Annotated in this window: 15 protein-coding genes; 7 read left to right on the forward strand and 8 right to left on the reverse strand. The window is 75.5% G+C overall.

Translation table 11 applies throughout. From position 1 onward, the window contains the following. Nucleotides 1-77: 77 nt before the first annotated feature. A complete protein-coding gene (locus AB0K17_RS26040) occupies nucleotides 78-2,072 on the forward strand; it encodes a glycoside hydrolase (protein WP_365968725.1) in 1,995 nt (664 codons plus the stop codon). On the opposite strand, the gene AB0K17_RS26045 is transcribed toward AB0K17_RS26040, so the two are convergent. Continuing rightward, nucleotides 2,062-3,624: an ATP-dependent DNA ligase gene (locus tag AB0K17_RS26045; RefSeq protein WP_365984419.1), complete on the reverse strand. Its 1,563-nt coding sequence runs from the start codon at nucleotides 3,622-3,624 to the stop codon at nucleotides 2,062-2,064. The two genes, AB0K17_RS26040 and AB0K17_RS26045, sit on opposite strands and share 11 nt — an antisense overlap. Nucleotides 3,625-3,786: 162 nt before the next feature. Here AB0K17_RS26045 and AB0K17_RS26050 point away from each other — a divergent pair, with 162 nt between their 5' ends. Next, nucleotides 3,787-4,083, forward strand: coding sequence for a hypothetical protein (locus tag AB0K17_RS26050; RefSeq protein WP_365984421.1), 297 nt, complete (start codon nucleotides 3,787-3,789; stop codon nucleotides 4,081-4,083). 39 nt (nucleotides 4,084-4,122) lie between these two features. On the opposite strand, the gene AB0K17_RS26055 is transcribed toward AB0K17_RS26050, so the two are convergent. Next, nucleotides 4,123-5,535: a cytochrome P450 gene (locus AB0K17_RS26055; protein WP_365984422.1), complete on the reverse strand. Its 1,413-nt coding sequence runs from the start codon at nucleotides 5,533-5,535 to the stop codon at nucleotides 4,123-4,125. A gap of 165 nt (nucleotides 5,536-5,700) precedes the next feature. On the opposite strand from AB0K17_RS26055, the gene AB0K17_RS26060 reads away from it, so the two are divergent. Continuing rightward, the gene (locus AB0K17_RS26060) at nucleotides 5,701-5,922 is read left to right on the forward strand and encodes a hypothetical protein (protein ID WP_365968721.1); all 222 of its coding nucleotides are present in this window, start codon (nucleotides 5,701-5,703) and stop codon (nucleotides 5,920-5,922) included. 145 nt (nucleotides 5,923-6,067) lie between these two features. Here AB0K17_RS26060 and AB0K17_RS26065 read toward each other — a convergent pair whose 3' ends face one another. Beyond that, nucleotides 6,068-6,499, reverse strand: coding sequence for an SPW repeat protein (locus AB0K17_RS26065; protein ID WP_365968720.1), 432 nt, complete (start codon nucleotides 6,497-6,499; stop codon nucleotides 6,068-6,070). A 151-nt stretch (nucleotides 6,500-6,650) separates the two neighbouring features. Between AB0K17_RS26065 and AB0K17_RS26070 the strand changes: the two genes are divergently transcribed. Both AB0K17_RS26070 and AB0K17_RS26075 read left to right on the forward strand, forming a co-directional pair. Beyond that, complete coding sequence (locus tag AB0K17_RS26070; RefSeq protein ID WP_365968719.1) at nucleotides 6,651-6,779, forward strand: hypothetical protein; 129 nt, start codon at nucleotides 6,651-6,653, stop codon at nucleotides 6,777-6,779. Between the two features lie 128 nt (nucleotides 6,780-6,907). Continuing rightward, complete coding sequence (locus AB0K17_RS26075) at nucleotides 6,908-8,041, forward strand: glycosyltransferase family 1 protein (RefSeq protein WP_365968717.1); 1,134 nt, start codon at nucleotides 6,908-6,910, stop codon at nucleotides 8,039-8,041. Here AB0K17_RS26075 and AB0K17_RS26080 read toward each other — a convergent pair. The 5 genes from AB0K17_RS26080 to AB0K17_RS26100 all read right to left on the reverse strand — a co-directional run bounded on the left by AB0K17_RS26080 (nucleotide 7,993) and on the right by AB0K17_RS26100 (nucleotide 11,626). Then, nucleotides 7,993-8,559 carry a hypothetical protein gene (locus AB0K17_RS26080; RefSeq protein ID WP_365968716.1) on the reverse strand — a complete coding sequence of 189 codons (567 nt, stop codon included), beginning with the start codon at nucleotides 8,557-8,559 and terminating at the stop codon, nucleotides 7,993-7,995. The two genes, AB0K17_RS26075 and AB0K17_RS26080, sit on opposite strands and share 49 nt — an antisense overlap. A 79-nt stretch (nucleotides 8,560-8,638) precedes the next feature. After that, on the reverse strand, nucleotides 8,639-9,499 hold the full coding sequence (locus AB0K17_RS26085; protein ID WP_365968715.1) for a biotin-dependent carboxyltransferase family protein: 861 nt from the start codon (nucleotides 9,497-9,499) through the stop codon (nucleotides 8,639-8,641). Beyond that, nucleotides 9,496-10,137, reverse strand: a complete 642-nt coding sequence (locus tag AB0K17_RS26090; RefSeq protein ID WP_365968714.1) for an allophanate hydrolase subunit 1 — start codon at nucleotides 10,135-10,137, stop codon at nucleotides 9,496-9,498. The genes AB0K17_RS26085 and AB0K17_RS26090 overlap by 4 nt, the downstream gene beginning before the upstream one ends. Beyond that, nucleotides 10,134-10,925 (reverse strand): 5-oxoprolinase subunit PxpA, encoded by a 792-nt coding sequence (locus AB0K17_RS26095; protein WP_365968713.1) that lies wholly within the window; start codon nucleotides 10,923-10,925, stop codon nucleotides 10,134-10,136. Before AB0K17_RS26095 ends, AB0K17_RS26090 begins: the two co-directional genes overlap by 4 nt. After that, entirely contained in the window at nucleotides 10,922-11,626 is a 705-nt protein-coding gene (locus tag AB0K17_RS26100) for a GntR family transcriptional regulator (RefSeq protein WP_365968712.1), read from the reverse strand. The genes AB0K17_RS26095 and AB0K17_RS26100 overlap by 4 nt, the downstream gene beginning before the upstream one ends. 126 nt (nucleotides 11,627-11,752) lie before the next feature. Between AB0K17_RS26100 and AB0K17_RS26105 the strand changes: the two genes are divergently transcribed. Both AB0K17_RS26105 and AB0K17_RS26110 read left to right on the forward strand, forming a co-directional pair. After that, on the forward strand, nucleotides 11,753-12,421 hold the full coding sequence (locus tag AB0K17_RS26105; protein ID WP_365968711.1) for a DUF969 domain-containing protein: 669 nt from the start codon (nucleotides 11,753-11,755) through the stop codon (nucleotides 12,419-12,421). After that, nucleotides 12,418-13,386 carry a DUF979 domain-containing protein gene (locus AB0K17_RS26110; RefSeq protein WP_365968710.1) on the forward strand — a complete coding sequence of 323 codons (969 nt, stop codon included), beginning with the start codon at nucleotides 12,418-12,420 and terminating at the stop codon, nucleotides 13,384-13,386. Before AB0K17_RS26105 ends, AB0K17_RS26110 begins: the two co-directional genes overlap by 4 nt. The last annotated feature ends 105 nt before the right edge of the window (nucleotides 13,387-13,491 follow it).

A 13,491-nucleotide genomic window follows, 5' to 3' on the forward strand; every position in this document is an offset into this window, starting at 1 on the left:
GAGCCGTCCGCCGAGGCGACGGCTTCTCAAAACCTTCTTCTTAAAACCTTCTTAGACCCGCTCGCTATCAACTCCCCATGACCTTCCTGAACTCCAGCCGCACCGCCCGCGCGGCCGCCGTTGCGCTTGCGGCCACCCTGCCCTGCCTCACCCTCGCGGCCCCCGTGCACGCCGCGCCGCGCCCTGCGGGGGACGTGCGGGTGCACGAGCAGTCCGTGGAGGTGCCCCTCAAGGGCGGGACCGCCGTCGTCGACGCCGCGACGCTGCGCGTGACGGCACGTACCGACGCCGGGGCCACCTGGGAGATGTCCGCGCCCGCGGCCGACGCGCCCGGTACGCCCGGCCGCATCACGACCACGGCCGGCGGCGCCCGGTGGAGCTACGCGCAGAGCGGCCTGACCGTCTCCGTGCGCGCCGAGGCCGGGCGCCTGGTGGTGGACGTGCAGTCCACCGGCAGCGCCGACCGCACCCTGCAGTGGCCCGTCACCGGTGCCGACCCCGCGGTCACCGCCCTGCAACTGCCGCGGGGCGAAGGGCTGTCCATACCCGTGGGCGACCGCTTCTGGAACTCGTCCGCCGCCGGTCTCGCCGGCAGCAGCACCGCCGTCGCCGGTGGGCTGTCCCTGCCCCTGTGGGGCTATTCCGCCGGCCGCAGCGGCGCCAGCTACCTCGTCCCGACCGACATCGGCACCGAGCTGCGGATCTCCTCCGAGCGGGGCCGGCTGCGCACGACCGCCGTGCACTCCTTCTCCCGGGCCGAGGGCACCACCGGATACACCGTCACCCTCGCCCTGACCGACGGCTCCCCGGTCGCCCCCGCGCTGGACTACCGCGCCTGGCTCAAGGAGCACGGGCACCTGGGCAGCCTCAAGCGCAAGATCGCGGCCGTGCCGGCCAACGGCAAGCTGCTCGGCGCCTTCCACGCCTACCTGTGGGGGCAGGCCCGCACCGCCGAGGGGGTGGGCGCACTGCGCTCCCTCGGCGTGGACCGCATGTGGCTCGGCTACGACGCCGGCGACGACCCCATGGACGCCGCCGCCGTCACCGCCGCCAAGAAGGCCGGCTACCTCGTCGGCCCGTACGACTCCTTCGCCAACGGCCAGAATCCCGAGACCTCCGACACCCCCACCTCCGCCTGGCCGGACGGCATCTACCCCGGCTACTGCGTCCAGAAGGCCGACGGCAAGCCCGAGCCCGGCTTCCACGACCGCGGTTGCTACATGAGCTCGCAGGCCTTCGAGCAGGCCGAGCCAACCCGCCACTACCTCGACAAGCGCACCCGCGGGATGACGGCGAACGGCGCCGACTCCTACTTCCTCGACGTGGATGCGGCCGGCGAGTTCTTCCGCGACCACAGCAGCGCCCACCCCATGACCAAGGCGCAGGACCGCGCCAACCGCCTGGCCCGGATGCAGCGCATCGCCGACGGCAGGCGCCTGGCCCTCGGTTCGGAGTCCGCCGGGGCCTGGGCCAACGAGGTGCTCTCCTACGACCACGGCTCCGGCACCCCCGTCCACGACGGCCTGTGGGCCGCCGAGCGGGACAAGAAGAACTGGGGCGGCTACACCCCGGCCAAGGCGCCCGAGACCTTCTTCAGGCCCGCGGAGCTCCCGGCGGACGTCGCCAAGGCCATGTACGACCCCACCTACCGCGTCCCGCTGTTCGAGACGGCCCTGCACGACTCCCTGGTCAACGTCGAGCGCTGGGAGCTGCCGTACGACAAGCTGCCGCGGCAGAAGACCGACCGGGCGCTGCTGGCGATGCTCTACAACACGCCGCTGAACTTCGTGATCGGCACCGGCACGCTGCAGAAGCAGGGCAGCGAGCTGGCGGCCCTGCAGAAGTACTTCTCGCCCCTGCACAAGGCGGCCGGCACCGAGCCGATGACGTCCTTCCGCACCCTGACCGGCGACCGCACCGTGCAGCGCACGACCTTCGGCGACGGCACGCTCACGGTGACGGCGAACTTCGGCACCGGCGCGTACGAGGGGCTGCCGGGCGGCTGCGTGGATGCGAAGCTCAAGGGCGACAAGGAGCCGCGCCGCCTGTGCCCGGCGGACGTCAACCGGTAGTAGACGCACCAGTCGTCGGGCCCCCGGACGCGAGCACCGTCTCCACGGTGTCCGCGTCCTCGGGGCGTTTGTCCTCCCGGTAGCGCACCACCCGGGCGAAGCGCAGGGTGACGCCGGCCGGGTAGCGCGAGGAGCGCTGGATGCCGTCGTAGGCGATCTCCACCACCAGCTCCGGGCGCACCCTCACCGTGAAGCCGTCGTCGCTCACCGCGAGTTCGCGCAGGCGGTGCGTCTGCCAGGCCAGCATCTCGTCCGTCATGCCCTTGAAGGTCTTGCCGAGCATCGCGAAGGAGCCGTCGGGGCGGCGGGCGCCGAGATGGATGTTGGACAGGCTGCCGCGGCGCCGGCCGTGCCCCCACTCGGCGGCCAGCACCACCAGGTCGAGGGTGTGCACGGGCTTGACCTTCAGCCAGGACGCGCCGCGCCGGCCGGCGGTGTACGGCGCGTCCAGGGCCTTGACCACGACGCCCTCGTGGCCGCGCTCGAGGACCTCGCGCAGGAAGTCGCGGGCGGCCGCGCGGGCCGCGGGGTCGGCGGGGTCCGGCACGGTCAGCCGGCGTACGCGCAGCGGTCCGGGCACCACCTGGGCGAGCACCGCATGGCGCTCGGCGGCCGGCAGGTCGAGCAGGTCGCGGCCGGCGACGGACAGGGCGTCGAAGAACACCGGCGACAGCGGCAGGGCCCGGCCCGCGGCCGCCACGTCCAGGCGGGAGCCGACCCGGCCGGCCACGTCCTGGAACGGGTGCGGCCGCCCGGCCGCGTCCAGCGCGATCACCTCCCCGTCCAGCACCGCCGAGGACACCGGCAACGCCAGCGCCTGCTCGGCGAGTTCCGGCAGGCGCTCGGTGATCTCGTCGAGGGTGCGGGTGTAGACGCGCACCCGGTCTCCGTCCCGGTGCACCTGCACCCGGATGCCGTCCAGCTTCTCCTCCACCGCACAGGGGCCGAGCCGGTCCAGGGCCTCGTCGACGTCCTTGGCGCTCTGCGCCAGCATCGGCAGCACCGGTCGGCCCACCTCCAGGCGGAACCGCTCCAGCGCCGCCGGGCCCTGGGCCAGCAGCTCCCGTGCCACCGCCCCCAGCGACCCGCCGAGCATCACCGCGCGCCGCACCTCCGCGGCGCCGGCGCCCGTGGCGGCCGCCAGACCCTCGACGGCCAGGGCGTCCAGGGCGCCCTGGCGCAGCTCGCCGACGATCAGCCGCACCAGGAAGTCCTGCTCGCCGGCCGTTGCGGCGCCCAGCAGCCCGGTGAGCAGCCGTTGCCGCTCGGCCCGGGCGCCCGGGCCCGCGACCGCCGCGAGAGCCTGAAGGGTGCGGTCCACCTCCCGTACGGTCAGCGTGGGCTCCGCGGCCGGCGGCGGGGGGTGGCGCAGGGCGCTCCAGCCGACGCCGGTACGGCGCTGGGGGAGCCGGCCCGCCAGGTAGGGGATGACGACGGGGGCGTCGTCCGGCTCGGCGCGCCGGAACAGCTCTGCCAGCAGCGCGGTCTTCTCCGTGCGGGCGGTGGTGGCCGCGACCTGCCCGGAGACCCGCGCGACCTCGGCCAGCAGCATGCCCCCATCGTCCCCCCGGAAGCGCCGCGGCGCCCGCCATCGGGGTCACGGTGGGTGATGTCGCGCACACTTCGTGGAAGGGACGTAACCGGCCGGTGCCGCCCCGGGTTGCCCTACCGGCACCGCAGGATCGACGACGCAGGACGGAGCAGTGGTTCAGCGATGAGCAAGCGCCAGAAGGGCCGCCGACACCGCAGGGTCAACCGCACCCCCCGCCCCGTGCGCACCTCCCCGGCCCGCACGGCGGCCGGGCCCGAGCCGCGCAGCCTGGGCCGCCACGAGGCACGCACCTGGGAGGGGCTGCGCGCGAGCGGCACCGGGGGCGCGTCGATCGAGGAGCTGAGCGCGGCGGTGGGCTACCAGGCGCGCACCATCCTCAAGCACATGACCGGCCTGTCCGGCCAGGGCCTGGCCGAGCTCCGCGGCGACCGCTGGTACGCGGCCGGAGCCAGTCGCTGACGGCCGGGGCGGCGGGGCGGCGGGGGCGGCGCGGGGACGCTACGCCCGCCGGTACGGCCGGTACCCGATGCGCAACCGCCCCGTGTCCAGCGCGTACGGCAAGGGCCGCGCCGGCCCCAGCCGTACGCCCGCCACCGCCAGCTCCCCACCGCGCAGGAACTCCGCGACGAACCCCGTGGCCAGCAGCAGCCCCACCTCCATGCCGCTGCACCGCGCCTCGCCCCGCCCGAACGGGCTCGTCGCCCAGTCGGCCCGGGCCGAGCCGTCCAGCCATGTCTCGGGCGCGAAGCGGTGCGCGTGCTCCAGGCGCTCGGCGTCCCGGGCGTGGAAGCCGGCGGGCACCAGTACGTCGATGCCGCCGGGGGCCACTGCCGAGCGCCAGCGCGTCTCGCCGGTGGTGCGCCGCAGCAGCTGTGGCACCGGGGGCCACAGCCGCACCGCGTCCAGCACACAGGCCCGCAGGTACGGCATGTCCTTGAAGCCCGGCACCGTGGGGGTGGCGTGCCGCCGGTCGGCCTCGCGGACCTCCTGGGCGGCGCGCCGGTGCTGCTCCGGGTGCGTGGCCAGCAGGGTCAGGGTGCGCACCACCGCCGCGTGCACCAGGCCCAGCGCCATGAACCACTGGGCCACCTGCCCCTCCGGGGCGCTCTCCGGCCCCCGGGGCGCGGTGCGGAACAGCCCGGCCAGGCTCCGCGGGTCGGCCTCGCACAGGTAGCGCGCCTGACGCTGCATCATCGCCCGCCGCAGGCGGCGGGTGCGCCGGGCCCGCCGGGGCCGGGCCCCCAGCCAGTTGGCCTCGGCGAGCAGGGCGCCGAGCAGGCGCGAGAACTCCAGGTCGTCGGCGGCCGCCTCGCCCAGGAAGCAGCGCCGCCCCATGCGCTCGATCCGCTCGCGCAGCTGCTCCTGCGAGAGCCCGGCCTCCGCCTCGGGCCCGAGCAGGGCCCTGGCCTCGTGGGCGGCGATGCGCAGGAAGTGCCCGCCGAGCCGGTGCACTTCGCTGCCCGCGTCCAGCACCGCATCGTTGAAGGCGCGCCGCGCGGTGCGCTGGCGGCCGTGCGAGGCGAGCAGCGACTGCGGCTGCACGGCGGCGAAGCCGCGCACCTTCTCCCGGGTGTCGACGGCGTAGAGCGCGACCGGGCCCTCGAGCACCTGCCGGACGTCCTCGGCGTCGAGCACCAGCAGCGCGGGGCCGGACAGGCCGCGCACCCGCACCGGGCCGCGGCCGTGCCGCCGGCGCAGGGCCTGCAGCAGCTCCGCCCCGCGCCGCTCGGGCTCCGTGCGGGCCACGAGGCGGGCGAGCCGGGGGCGGGTGCGGAAGATGCCGCGGGCGTACTCGGGCAGGAAGCAGCACAGGGCGAGTCGGAGGTTCTCGCCCGGGGAGGCCGCGGGCAGGGCCTGGGTGGGGGCCGGGTCGGCGGAGCCCGGGGTGCCGCACACCGTCGCGGTCGTCATGCCTGACACCTCTTGCGGTTCTGGGGGCCGATGGGGGAGGGGAGCATTGCCACTTCCCGACCGGCGAACCGGGGCCGCCGAAGATCAGCTGAGTATTCATCCGAGCGGGTGAATACCCTCTGGCCTGCGTTCTCTTGCCGCCGCGCGGCTTCTACCGTCGCCCGCATGCCTGACATGGATGAGATCATCCGACGTATTCGCCTGGACATGAACACGGAGCTGCGCAAGCGGGCCCGCCGGGCCCAGGACGCCCCGTCGGGCTGGGCCGTGCGGGGCGAGGGCGGCGAGGGCCGCGGCCAACTGCCCGCGCACGACCCGGTGACCGCCGGACCGGACCGGCAGCCGGCCGACCGGCCGGCCGCGGCCGGGCACGACGGCCGGGCATGACGGGCCGGCACGACGGCCGGGCATGACGGGCCGGCCGCGACCGTACGCGGCCCCGCCGCCCGGAGCAGCGGGCGGCGGGGCCTGGGGGAAGGGAACTCGGGTGCGGGCGGAAGGCGGGCGGTGCGGTGCCGGGCGCGCGCCGGTGTCAGCGGCGCGCCCGCCGGACCCCCATGCCCGCCAGGGCCAGCGCGACCAGGCAGCCCACGGCACCGACGATGACGTTGCTGACCGCGGCGCCGGTGGTGAACGGATGGCCCGAGACGACCCACGGGGTGATGATCGTCCACACGGCCAGGCACAGCGCGGCCCAGCTCATGGCGTGCGTGCGCTCGTAGGCGTGGCCGAATCCACCGACCAGGCAGGCGAAGGCGATGCCCGTGATCAGGTTGTTGACCGACAGGGTCGTGGCGCCGTTGAAGCCCACGATCCACGGTGAAGCGGCCAGGTACACGCCGCACAGGAGCGCCAGGGCCTCGACGGCCTGGGCGACAGGGGTCGACGTCGTCTCCTCGGAGTAGGCGCGAAGCGCCACGATGTCCGGGTGCTGGTCGATCCGCGGCGACGTAGGGGCGGTCACGTCAGCCACCTTCTTTCAGCGAAAAGGTCCGACCTACTTGCATTTTAACCCAATTGCCCGCCAATTCACCCGGTTGGCGGCGTATGTGGTCGGGGCGGCGGGGAATGCTTACAGGTCCCGGAAGACCACTCGAGGGGGAGGCGACCCACCCATGCAGGATCCCGACGGACCCGACGAACGCACCGGCACCCGCACCGAGGCCTCCGAGACCACCGGCCGGACCTCGGCCGCGGCCGAGGACGAGGACCCCGAATCCCACATCATCCGCGGCGTGGACTGACGGCGCGGACCGACCGACTCGACGGACGACCGTACGGACCGACGGCGAGGACTGACGCTCACGGGACGTTCCCCCGGCGGAAAGATCCACGTGACCCACCGGGCGCGCGGCCCGACGACAACAGCGGTATGCGTGTCGTCATCGTCACCGAATCGTTTCCGCCCGACGTCAACGGCGTCGCGCACTGCGCCTGGCAGACCGCCCGGCACCTCGCCCTGCGGGGCCACGACCCGCTGGTGGTGGCCCCCGCCCCGGCCCGGCGCTCCGCCGCCCCGGACGCCGCCATGCCCTGCCCCGTCGTGCGCATACCGTCCGCCCCGCTGCCCGGCTACCCGCAACTGCGCGTGGCCCTGCCCAGCCGCCGCACGACCGCCGCCCTCGCCGCGCACCGGCCCGACGTCGTACACCTGGCCAGCCCCTTCGTCCTGGGCGCCCGCGCCATGGCCGCGGCCGCCCGCCTGGGCCTGCCCGCCGTCGCCGTCTACCAGACCGACCTCGGCGGCTACGCCCGCACCTACCTGGGCATGGGCCGGACGTACGCCTGGCACCGCATCCGCGCCGTCCACGCCGCCGCCGACCGGACGCTCGCGCCCTCCTCGGCCGCCGTGCGCGACCTGCTCGCCCACGGCGTGCCCCGGGTGGAACTGTGGCCGCGCGGCGTCGACTCCGAGCGCTTCCACCCGGCCCGCCGCGACCCCGAACTGCGCCGCGCCCTCGCCCCGGGCGGGGAGCTCATCGTCGGCTACGTGGGCCGCCTCGCGGCCGAGAAGCACGTGGACCTGCTGGCGGCCGTGTGTGCGCTGCCCGGCATCCGCGTCGTCGTCGCCGGCGACGGCCCGCAGGCGGCCCGGCTGCGCACCCTGCTGCCCGGCGCCCGCTTCCTGGGCACCCGCACCGGCGACGAACTCGCCCGCATCTACGCCTCGCTGGACGTCTTCGTGCACACCGGCCCGCACGAGACCTTCTGCCAGACGATCCAGGAGGCGCAGGCCAGCGGCGTGCCCGTCGTCGCCCCCGCCGCCGGAGGCCCCCTCGACCTCGTCGACCACGCCCGCACCGGGCTGCTGGTGCGGCCCCGCGACCCGGAGGCCCTGCGCGAGGCCGTCCTGACCCTGGAGGCGGCCCGCCGCACCCGCTCCCGCTACGCCCACGCCGCCCGCGCCGCCGTCCTCGCCCGCACCTGGCCGTCCGTCGTGGACCGCCTGCTGACGCACTACGACGAGGTCCTCGCCGCCCGCGCGACCCGGGCCCTGGCGGTCTGATCCGTGGCCTCGGGGGCGGCGGTCCGGCGCCGGTGGTAGTGCACGGTAACCGCGGCCAGCAGCGGACCCCACAGCAGCAGCGGTGCGTAGACGGCGTTGAGCAGCCACCTGCCCCAGGCGGTGGTGTCCATGTCCGCGTCGAGGGACGTCAGGACGAACAGCACGCCGAAGACAGTGGCGGCCACGGCGCCGAGGGCGGCCAGCGTGGTGGCCAGCAGGACCGGCACCCGGCGCCCGCCCAGCCAGGGCATCCAGCGCGGCCAGACCTCCCCCCAGGGCCGTACGAGCCCGAGGGCGAGGAAGGCGAAGAACTCGGAGACCAGACTGAGCCCGACGAGGTAGAACGAGCCCCAGCCGGGGGCGTGCAACTGCTCGTACTCGGACCGGCCCAGACCCACGGGAAGGCCCACGGCGATGGCGATGCGCCACACGGCGGACGGCACGTTGGTCAGCGCCGCCCCGAGCGCGGAGCGCCGCGCCCAGCGCGGCACGTTCGGTAAGGCATGGTCTTTCGGCACGGGACCATGGTGGTCCCGGATGGGCCGCCGGACATCACCTTCCGGTGCCGCTCGCTGTCATCCTTGCGGAGTACGGCCGTCACGTCCGCACCGGCACGAACCGCAGGGGCGTGCCCGGCGGGGCCTGGGCCGCGGCGGGCAGGGCGGCGGCCGGGATGACGCCGACGACCGGGTAGCCGCCCGTGGTGGGGTGGTCGGCCAGGAAGAGGACCGGCAGGCCGTCCGGGGGGACCTGGACCGCGCCCAGGACCACGCCCTCGCTGGGCAGTTCGCCCTCGCGGACCCTCGCGAGCGCCGGGCCGCGCGTGCGCAGGCCGATGCGGTTGCTCTCGGGCGAGACCACCAGACCGCCGGCGGCCCACAGGCGCAGCGCGTCCGGCGCGAACCAGTCGTCGCGCGGGCCCGGTATCAGCGGCAGGACCAGCCCGCCCGGCCCCGGAGCCGACCACGGCACCACGTCCGCCGCGGCCGGGGGGCCGCACGGCGGGCCCAGGGGGAGGAGCGCGCCGTCCACGAGCGGATCCGGGCCCAGGCCCGACAGCAGGTCGCGCGACCGGCTGCCGAGGACCTCCGGTACGGCGATGCCCCCGGCGAAGGCGAGGTGGGTGCGCACCCCCGCGGTGGCCGGCCCCGCCTCCAGCACCGCGCCCGCCGGCAGGAACAGCGGCTCGCCCCAGGCCGCCGGCCGGCCGTCCACCCGTACGGGGCACGGCGCGCCGGTCACCGCGGCGACGACGGGGGCGTCCGTGCGCACCGCGCAGCCGTTCACGGTGGTCTCCAGCGTCGCCGCCCCGTCGGGGTTGCCGACCAGGCGGTTGGCGAGGCGGTGCGCCGGTTCGTCCAGCGCGCCCGAGCGCGGCACGCCCAGGTGTGCGTACCCGGGCCGGCCGAGGTCCTGCACGGTGGTCAGGGCCCCGGCGCGCACGACGGTCAACGTCATCGGCCGTGCTCCTCGAAGCGCACCCGGGTGCCGGGCGCCAGCAGGGCGGCGGGCTCGCGCCGCGGGTCCCACAGGACGGCGTCGGTGCGGCCGACGATCTGCCAGCCGCCCGGGGAGGAGCGGGGGTAGACGCCGGTGTACGGGCCGGCCAGGCCCACCGCGCCGGCCGGCACGGCGGTGCGCGGGGTGTCCCGGCGTGGCACGTGCAGGTGCGGCGGCAGCCCGGTGAGGTAGCCGAAACCGGGTGCGAAGCCGCAGAACGCCACCCGGTACTCGATGCCGGCGTGGATGCGGGCCACCTCGCGCTCGCCGACGCCCCACAGCTCGGCGACCCGCGCCAGGTCGGCGCCGTCGTAGCGGACGGGCAGCACCAGCGGCGCCGAACCGGCGGCGGGCAGCGGCGGCACGTGCCACCGCTCCAGGTCCGCCGCCAGGGCGCGGGGGTCGGCCAGCCCGTCGAGCAGGACCGTCCGGGCGGCGGGCACGATCTCCCGTACGGGCGGCAGCGCGCCCGCCGCGCGGCGGCGCAGCAACTCGGCGTGCAGGGCCTGGGCCTCCTCGGCGGTGGCCACCTCCACCAGCAGCGCGTCGCGGCCGACGGGCAGCGCGCGCCGGGCCGTGTGCTCCCCGGCCGTCATGCGAACGCCTCCACGCGCACGCCCGCCGCCTCAAGCGCCTGCCGCACGCGCCGGGCGAGCAGCGCCGCGCCGGGGGTGTCGCCGTGCACGCACAGCGAACGCGCCCGTACGGCCACCTCCTCGCCGGTGAGCGCCGTGACCGCGCCGTCGCGGGCGAGGCGCACGCTGCGGGCGAGGACGGCGTCCGGGTCGGGCACCACCGCACCGGGCTCCCGGCGCGGCACCAGGGTGCCCAGCGCCGTGTAGGCCCGGTCGGCGAACGCCTCGGCCACCACTGGCAGTCCGGCCCGGGCGGCGGCCTCGTGCAGCTGCGACGCGGGCAGGCCCAGGACCGGCAGCCGCCCGCCCGCCCGCAGGACACCGGCGACCACGGCCTCCGCCTGCTCGGCGTCGGCCACCACGCGGTTGTACAGGGCGCCGTGCGGCTTGACGTACGCCACGTCGGCGCCGGCCGCCTGCGCGAAGACGCGCAACGCACCGATCTGGTACGTGATTTCGTCGGCGAGCTCCTGCGGCGGCACGTCCATCGCCCGCCGCCCGAAGCCGGCGAGGTCGCGGTAGGAGACCTGTGCACCGATGCGCACACCGCGCTCGACGGCCCGCTCGCACACCCGCCGCATGGTCGACGGGTCGCCGGCGTGGAAGCCGCAGGCGACGTTCGCGCTGGTGACGGCGGCGAGCAGGGCGTCGTCGTCCGTCAGCTGCCAGCGACCGAAGCCCTCGCCGAGATCGGCGTTGAGGTCGAGGAGGGGGGAGGGGGCGGGGCCCTGCGGGGCTGCGGTCGTCATCGGCTCTCCTCCTCGGGGGGCGCGGCATCGGCCCGAACGACGGGGGTTCGTGCGGCGGGGCCGGTCCGCAGGGCGTCGAGGATCAGGCGGCAGGCGTCCGTCAGGTAGGCGGCGAGCTCGGCCTCCGCCGCGGTGTGCTCGCCGCGCTCCAGCAGCGTGGCCAGGGCGCGGTTGCGGGCGACGAAGGGTGCGTGGAAGTGCCGGGGCGAGGGCATCGCGTGGAAGGCCAGGCGCAGTTCGGCCAGCAGCCGGTCCATGGCCGCGTCGATGCGGGCGCTGCCGGCCAGGGCGGCCAGCGCCCGGTGGAAGCGCAGGTCCGCGGTGGCGACGCGGCTCCAGTCGCCGGCGTGCGCGGCGTCCTCGGCGTCGGCCACCGCCGCGGTGACGGCCTCCCGCAGCGCGGCCGGTGCCATGGCCGCGGCCCGTACGCCCGCACTCTGCAGCGCCGCGCGCATGCGGTAGATGTCGGTGACGTCGGCGGGTTCGAGGACCCTGACGAACACGCCGCGGTTGAGCAGGTGCACCACCAGACCGTCGTGGACCAGCAGCCGGAAGGCCTCGCGCAGGGTGTTGCGCGAGACGCCGAGCTCCCGCCCGAGCGCCTCCTCCGACAGCCGGGTGCCGGGCGGCAGGCCGCCGCCCTCGATGCGCTCGCGCAGCGCGCAGGCGATGCGCTGCGAGGCGGCGCTGGAGTTGGCCATGGCCTCTCCCGGGGATCCCACGGAGGTTTTCCGCTCAGCCCATTGAGGATTGTTCAACAATATCTTAGCGTCCTCGCAGTCGCCTCACCTCGTCGAGTGAGGTCCGAGAATGCGGAAGGCCCGCGCATGCTCGTACTCCTGGGCGTCCTCGTGGTGGTGGCCGGCTTCGCCACGAGACGCAACCCGCTGCTCGTGGTCGGTGCCGCCGGCATCGTCACCGGAGCGCTGGGCGGGCTCTCGCCCCGCGAGATCCTCGCCGCCTTCGGCACCGGCTTCGCCGGCAGCCGCGCGGTGAGCATCTTCGCCGTCACGCTGCCCGTCATCGGCCTGCTGGAACACCACGGCCTGCAGGAACAGGCGCGCAACCTCGTCCGCCGCCTGACCGGGCTCACCACCGGCCGCTTCCTCGCCCTGTACCTCCTGCTGCGGCAGGTCACGGCCGCCGTCGGCCTCGGCGGCGTCCTCGGGCACGCCCAGACCGTGCGCCCGCTGGCCGCACCCATGGCCGAGGGGGCCGCGGAGCGCCGGCACGGCGAGCTGAGCGCCACGGCACGCGAGAAGATACGTTCCTTCGCGGCCAGCGCCGACAACGTCGGCTTCTTCTTCGGCGAGGACGTCTTCCTCGCCGTCGGCTCGATCCTGCTGATCACCGGGTTCGTCAACACGACGTACCACACGCAACTGGAGCCCCTGCAGCTGGCGCTGTGGGCCGTGCCCACGGCACTGTGCGCCCTGGCCGTGCACGGCTGGCGACTGCTGCGCCTCGACCGCACGCTCGACGGAACCCTCCGATGATCAAGGCGGAGTGGTTCTACTGGCTCGTCGGCGGCATCTTCCTCCTCATGGCCGCGCAGATGCTCACCGACCGCACCAACCCCAAGCGCCTGGGCAGCGCCGCCTTCTGGGGCCTGCTGGGCGCCGGATTCTGCTACAGCACCTGGGTCGTGGACCACAGGGCGCCCGCCGAACCCCTGGGCGCCGCCGTCCTGCTCATGATCTGCCTGGCGGGCTTCGGCCGCACCGGACGCGGCACCTCCCGCGCGCCGGGCCCCGAGCAGCGCGAGGCGGCCGCCGCCCGGCACGGCAACAGGCTCTTCGTGCCCGCCCTGACCATCCCGGCCGTCGCCCTGGCGTGCGCCGTGGGCCTGAAGAAGGTCACCGCCGGCGGTCAGCCGCTGTTGCAGAAGGGCAGCGAGACCATCCTGGGGCTGGGCATCGGCGCCCTGGCCGCCCTCGTCGTCGCCATGGTGCTGCTGCGCGAGCGCCGCGTGCTCGCGCCCCTGCACGCCGGGCGTTCGATCCTGGAGTCCGCGGGCTGGGCCCTGCTGCTGCCGCAGCTGCTCGCCACGCTCGGGGCCATCTTCGCCAAGGCCGGCGTGGGCGAGCAGGTCCGCCGCATCACCACCGCCGTGCTGCCGCACGGGTCGGTCTTCTTCGCCGTCGTCGTCTACTGCGCGGGGATGTTCCTGTTCACCGTCGTCATGGGCAACGGCTTCGCCGCCTTCCCCGTCATGACCGCCGCCGTGGGCTGGCCGGTCCTGGTGGAACAGGCGCACGGCGACCCCGCCGCCGTCCTCGCCGTCGGCATGCTCGCCGGCTTCTGCGGGACGCTGGTGACGCCCATGGCCGCGAACTACAACCTCGTGCCGGCGGCCCTTTTGGAACTGACGGACCGGTACGGGCCCATCAAGGCGCAACTGCCCACGGCATTCGTCCTGCTCGGTTGCAATATTGCCATCATGTCTGCTTTTGCGGTGTGAGGAGAGGGGAGGGGGTGGGGGGCGGAACGGCCCGTTCCCCGTCGTCCTAGACTGTCGTCCCCGGATCGACGTCCCCGACCGCCGTCCGACAGCCCGGCGCACCCG

It is taken from the genome of Streptomyces sp. NPDC049585 (genome assembly GCF_040675615.1).
GTDB classification, from domain to species: Bacteria; Actinomycetota; Actinomycetes; order Streptomycetales; family Streptomycetaceae; genus Streptomyces; species Streptomyces luteosporeus.

What these genes read in the sequence shown, in the direction of transcription:
- AB0K17_RS26075 (WP_365968717.1), top strand. Translation starts at nt 6,908, where the DNA reads ATGCGTGTCGTCATCGTCACCGAATCGTTTCCGCCCGACGTCAACGGC.
- AB0K17_RS26110 (WP_365968710.1), top strand. Translation starts at nt 12,418, where the DNA reads ATGATCAAGGCGGAGTGGTTCTACTGGCTCGTCGGCGGCATCTTCCTC.
- AB0K17_RS26050 (WP_365984421.1), top strand. Translation starts at nt 3,787, where the DNA reads ATGAGCAAGCGCCAGAAGGGCCGCCGACACCGCAGGGTCAACCGCACC.
- AB0K17_RS26100 (WP_365968712.1), bottom strand. Translation starts at nt 11,626, where the DNA reads ATGGCCAACTCCAGCGCCGCCTCGCAGCGCATCGCCTGCGCGCTGCGC.
- AB0K17_RS26045 (WP_365984419.1), bottom strand. Translation starts at nt 3,624, where the DNA reads ATGCTGCTGGCCGAGGTCGCGCGGGTCTCCGGGCAGGTCGCGGCCACC.
- AB0K17_RS26060 (WP_365968721.1), top strand. Translation starts at nt 5,701, where the DNA reads ATGCCTGACATGGATGAGATCATCCGACGTATTCGCCTGGACATGAAC.
- AB0K17_RS26085 (WP_365968715.1), bottom strand. Translation starts at nt 9,499, where the DNA reads ATGACGTTGACCGTCGTGCGCGCCGGGGCCCTGACCACCGTGCAGGAC.
- AB0K17_RS26095 (WP_365968713.1), bottom strand. Translation starts at nt 10,925, where the DNA reads ATGACGACCGCAGCCCCGCAGGGCCCCGCCCCCTCCCCCCTCCTCGAC.
- AB0K17_RS26090 (WP_365968714.1), bottom strand. Translation starts at nt 10,137, where the DNA reads ATGACGGCCGGGGAGCACACGGCCCGGCGCGCGCTGCCCGTCGGCCGC.
- AB0K17_RS26070 (WP_365968719.1), top strand. Translation starts at nt 6,651, where the DNA reads ATGCAGGATCCCGACGGACCCGACGAACGCACCGGCACCCGCACCGAG.
- AB0K17_RS26105 (WP_365968711.1), top strand. Translation starts at nt 11,753, where the DNA reads ATGCTCGTACTCCTGGGCGTCCTCGTGGTGGTGGCCGGCTTCGCCACG.
- AB0K17_RS26055 (WP_365984422.1), bottom strand. Translation starts at nt 5,535, where the DNA reads ATGACGACCGCGACGGTGTGCGGCACCCCGGGCTCCGCCGACCCGGCC.
- AB0K17_RS26040 (WP_365968725.1), top strand. Translation starts at nt 78, where the DNA reads ATGACCTTCCTGAACTCCAGCCGCACCGCCCGCGCGGCCGCCGTTGCG.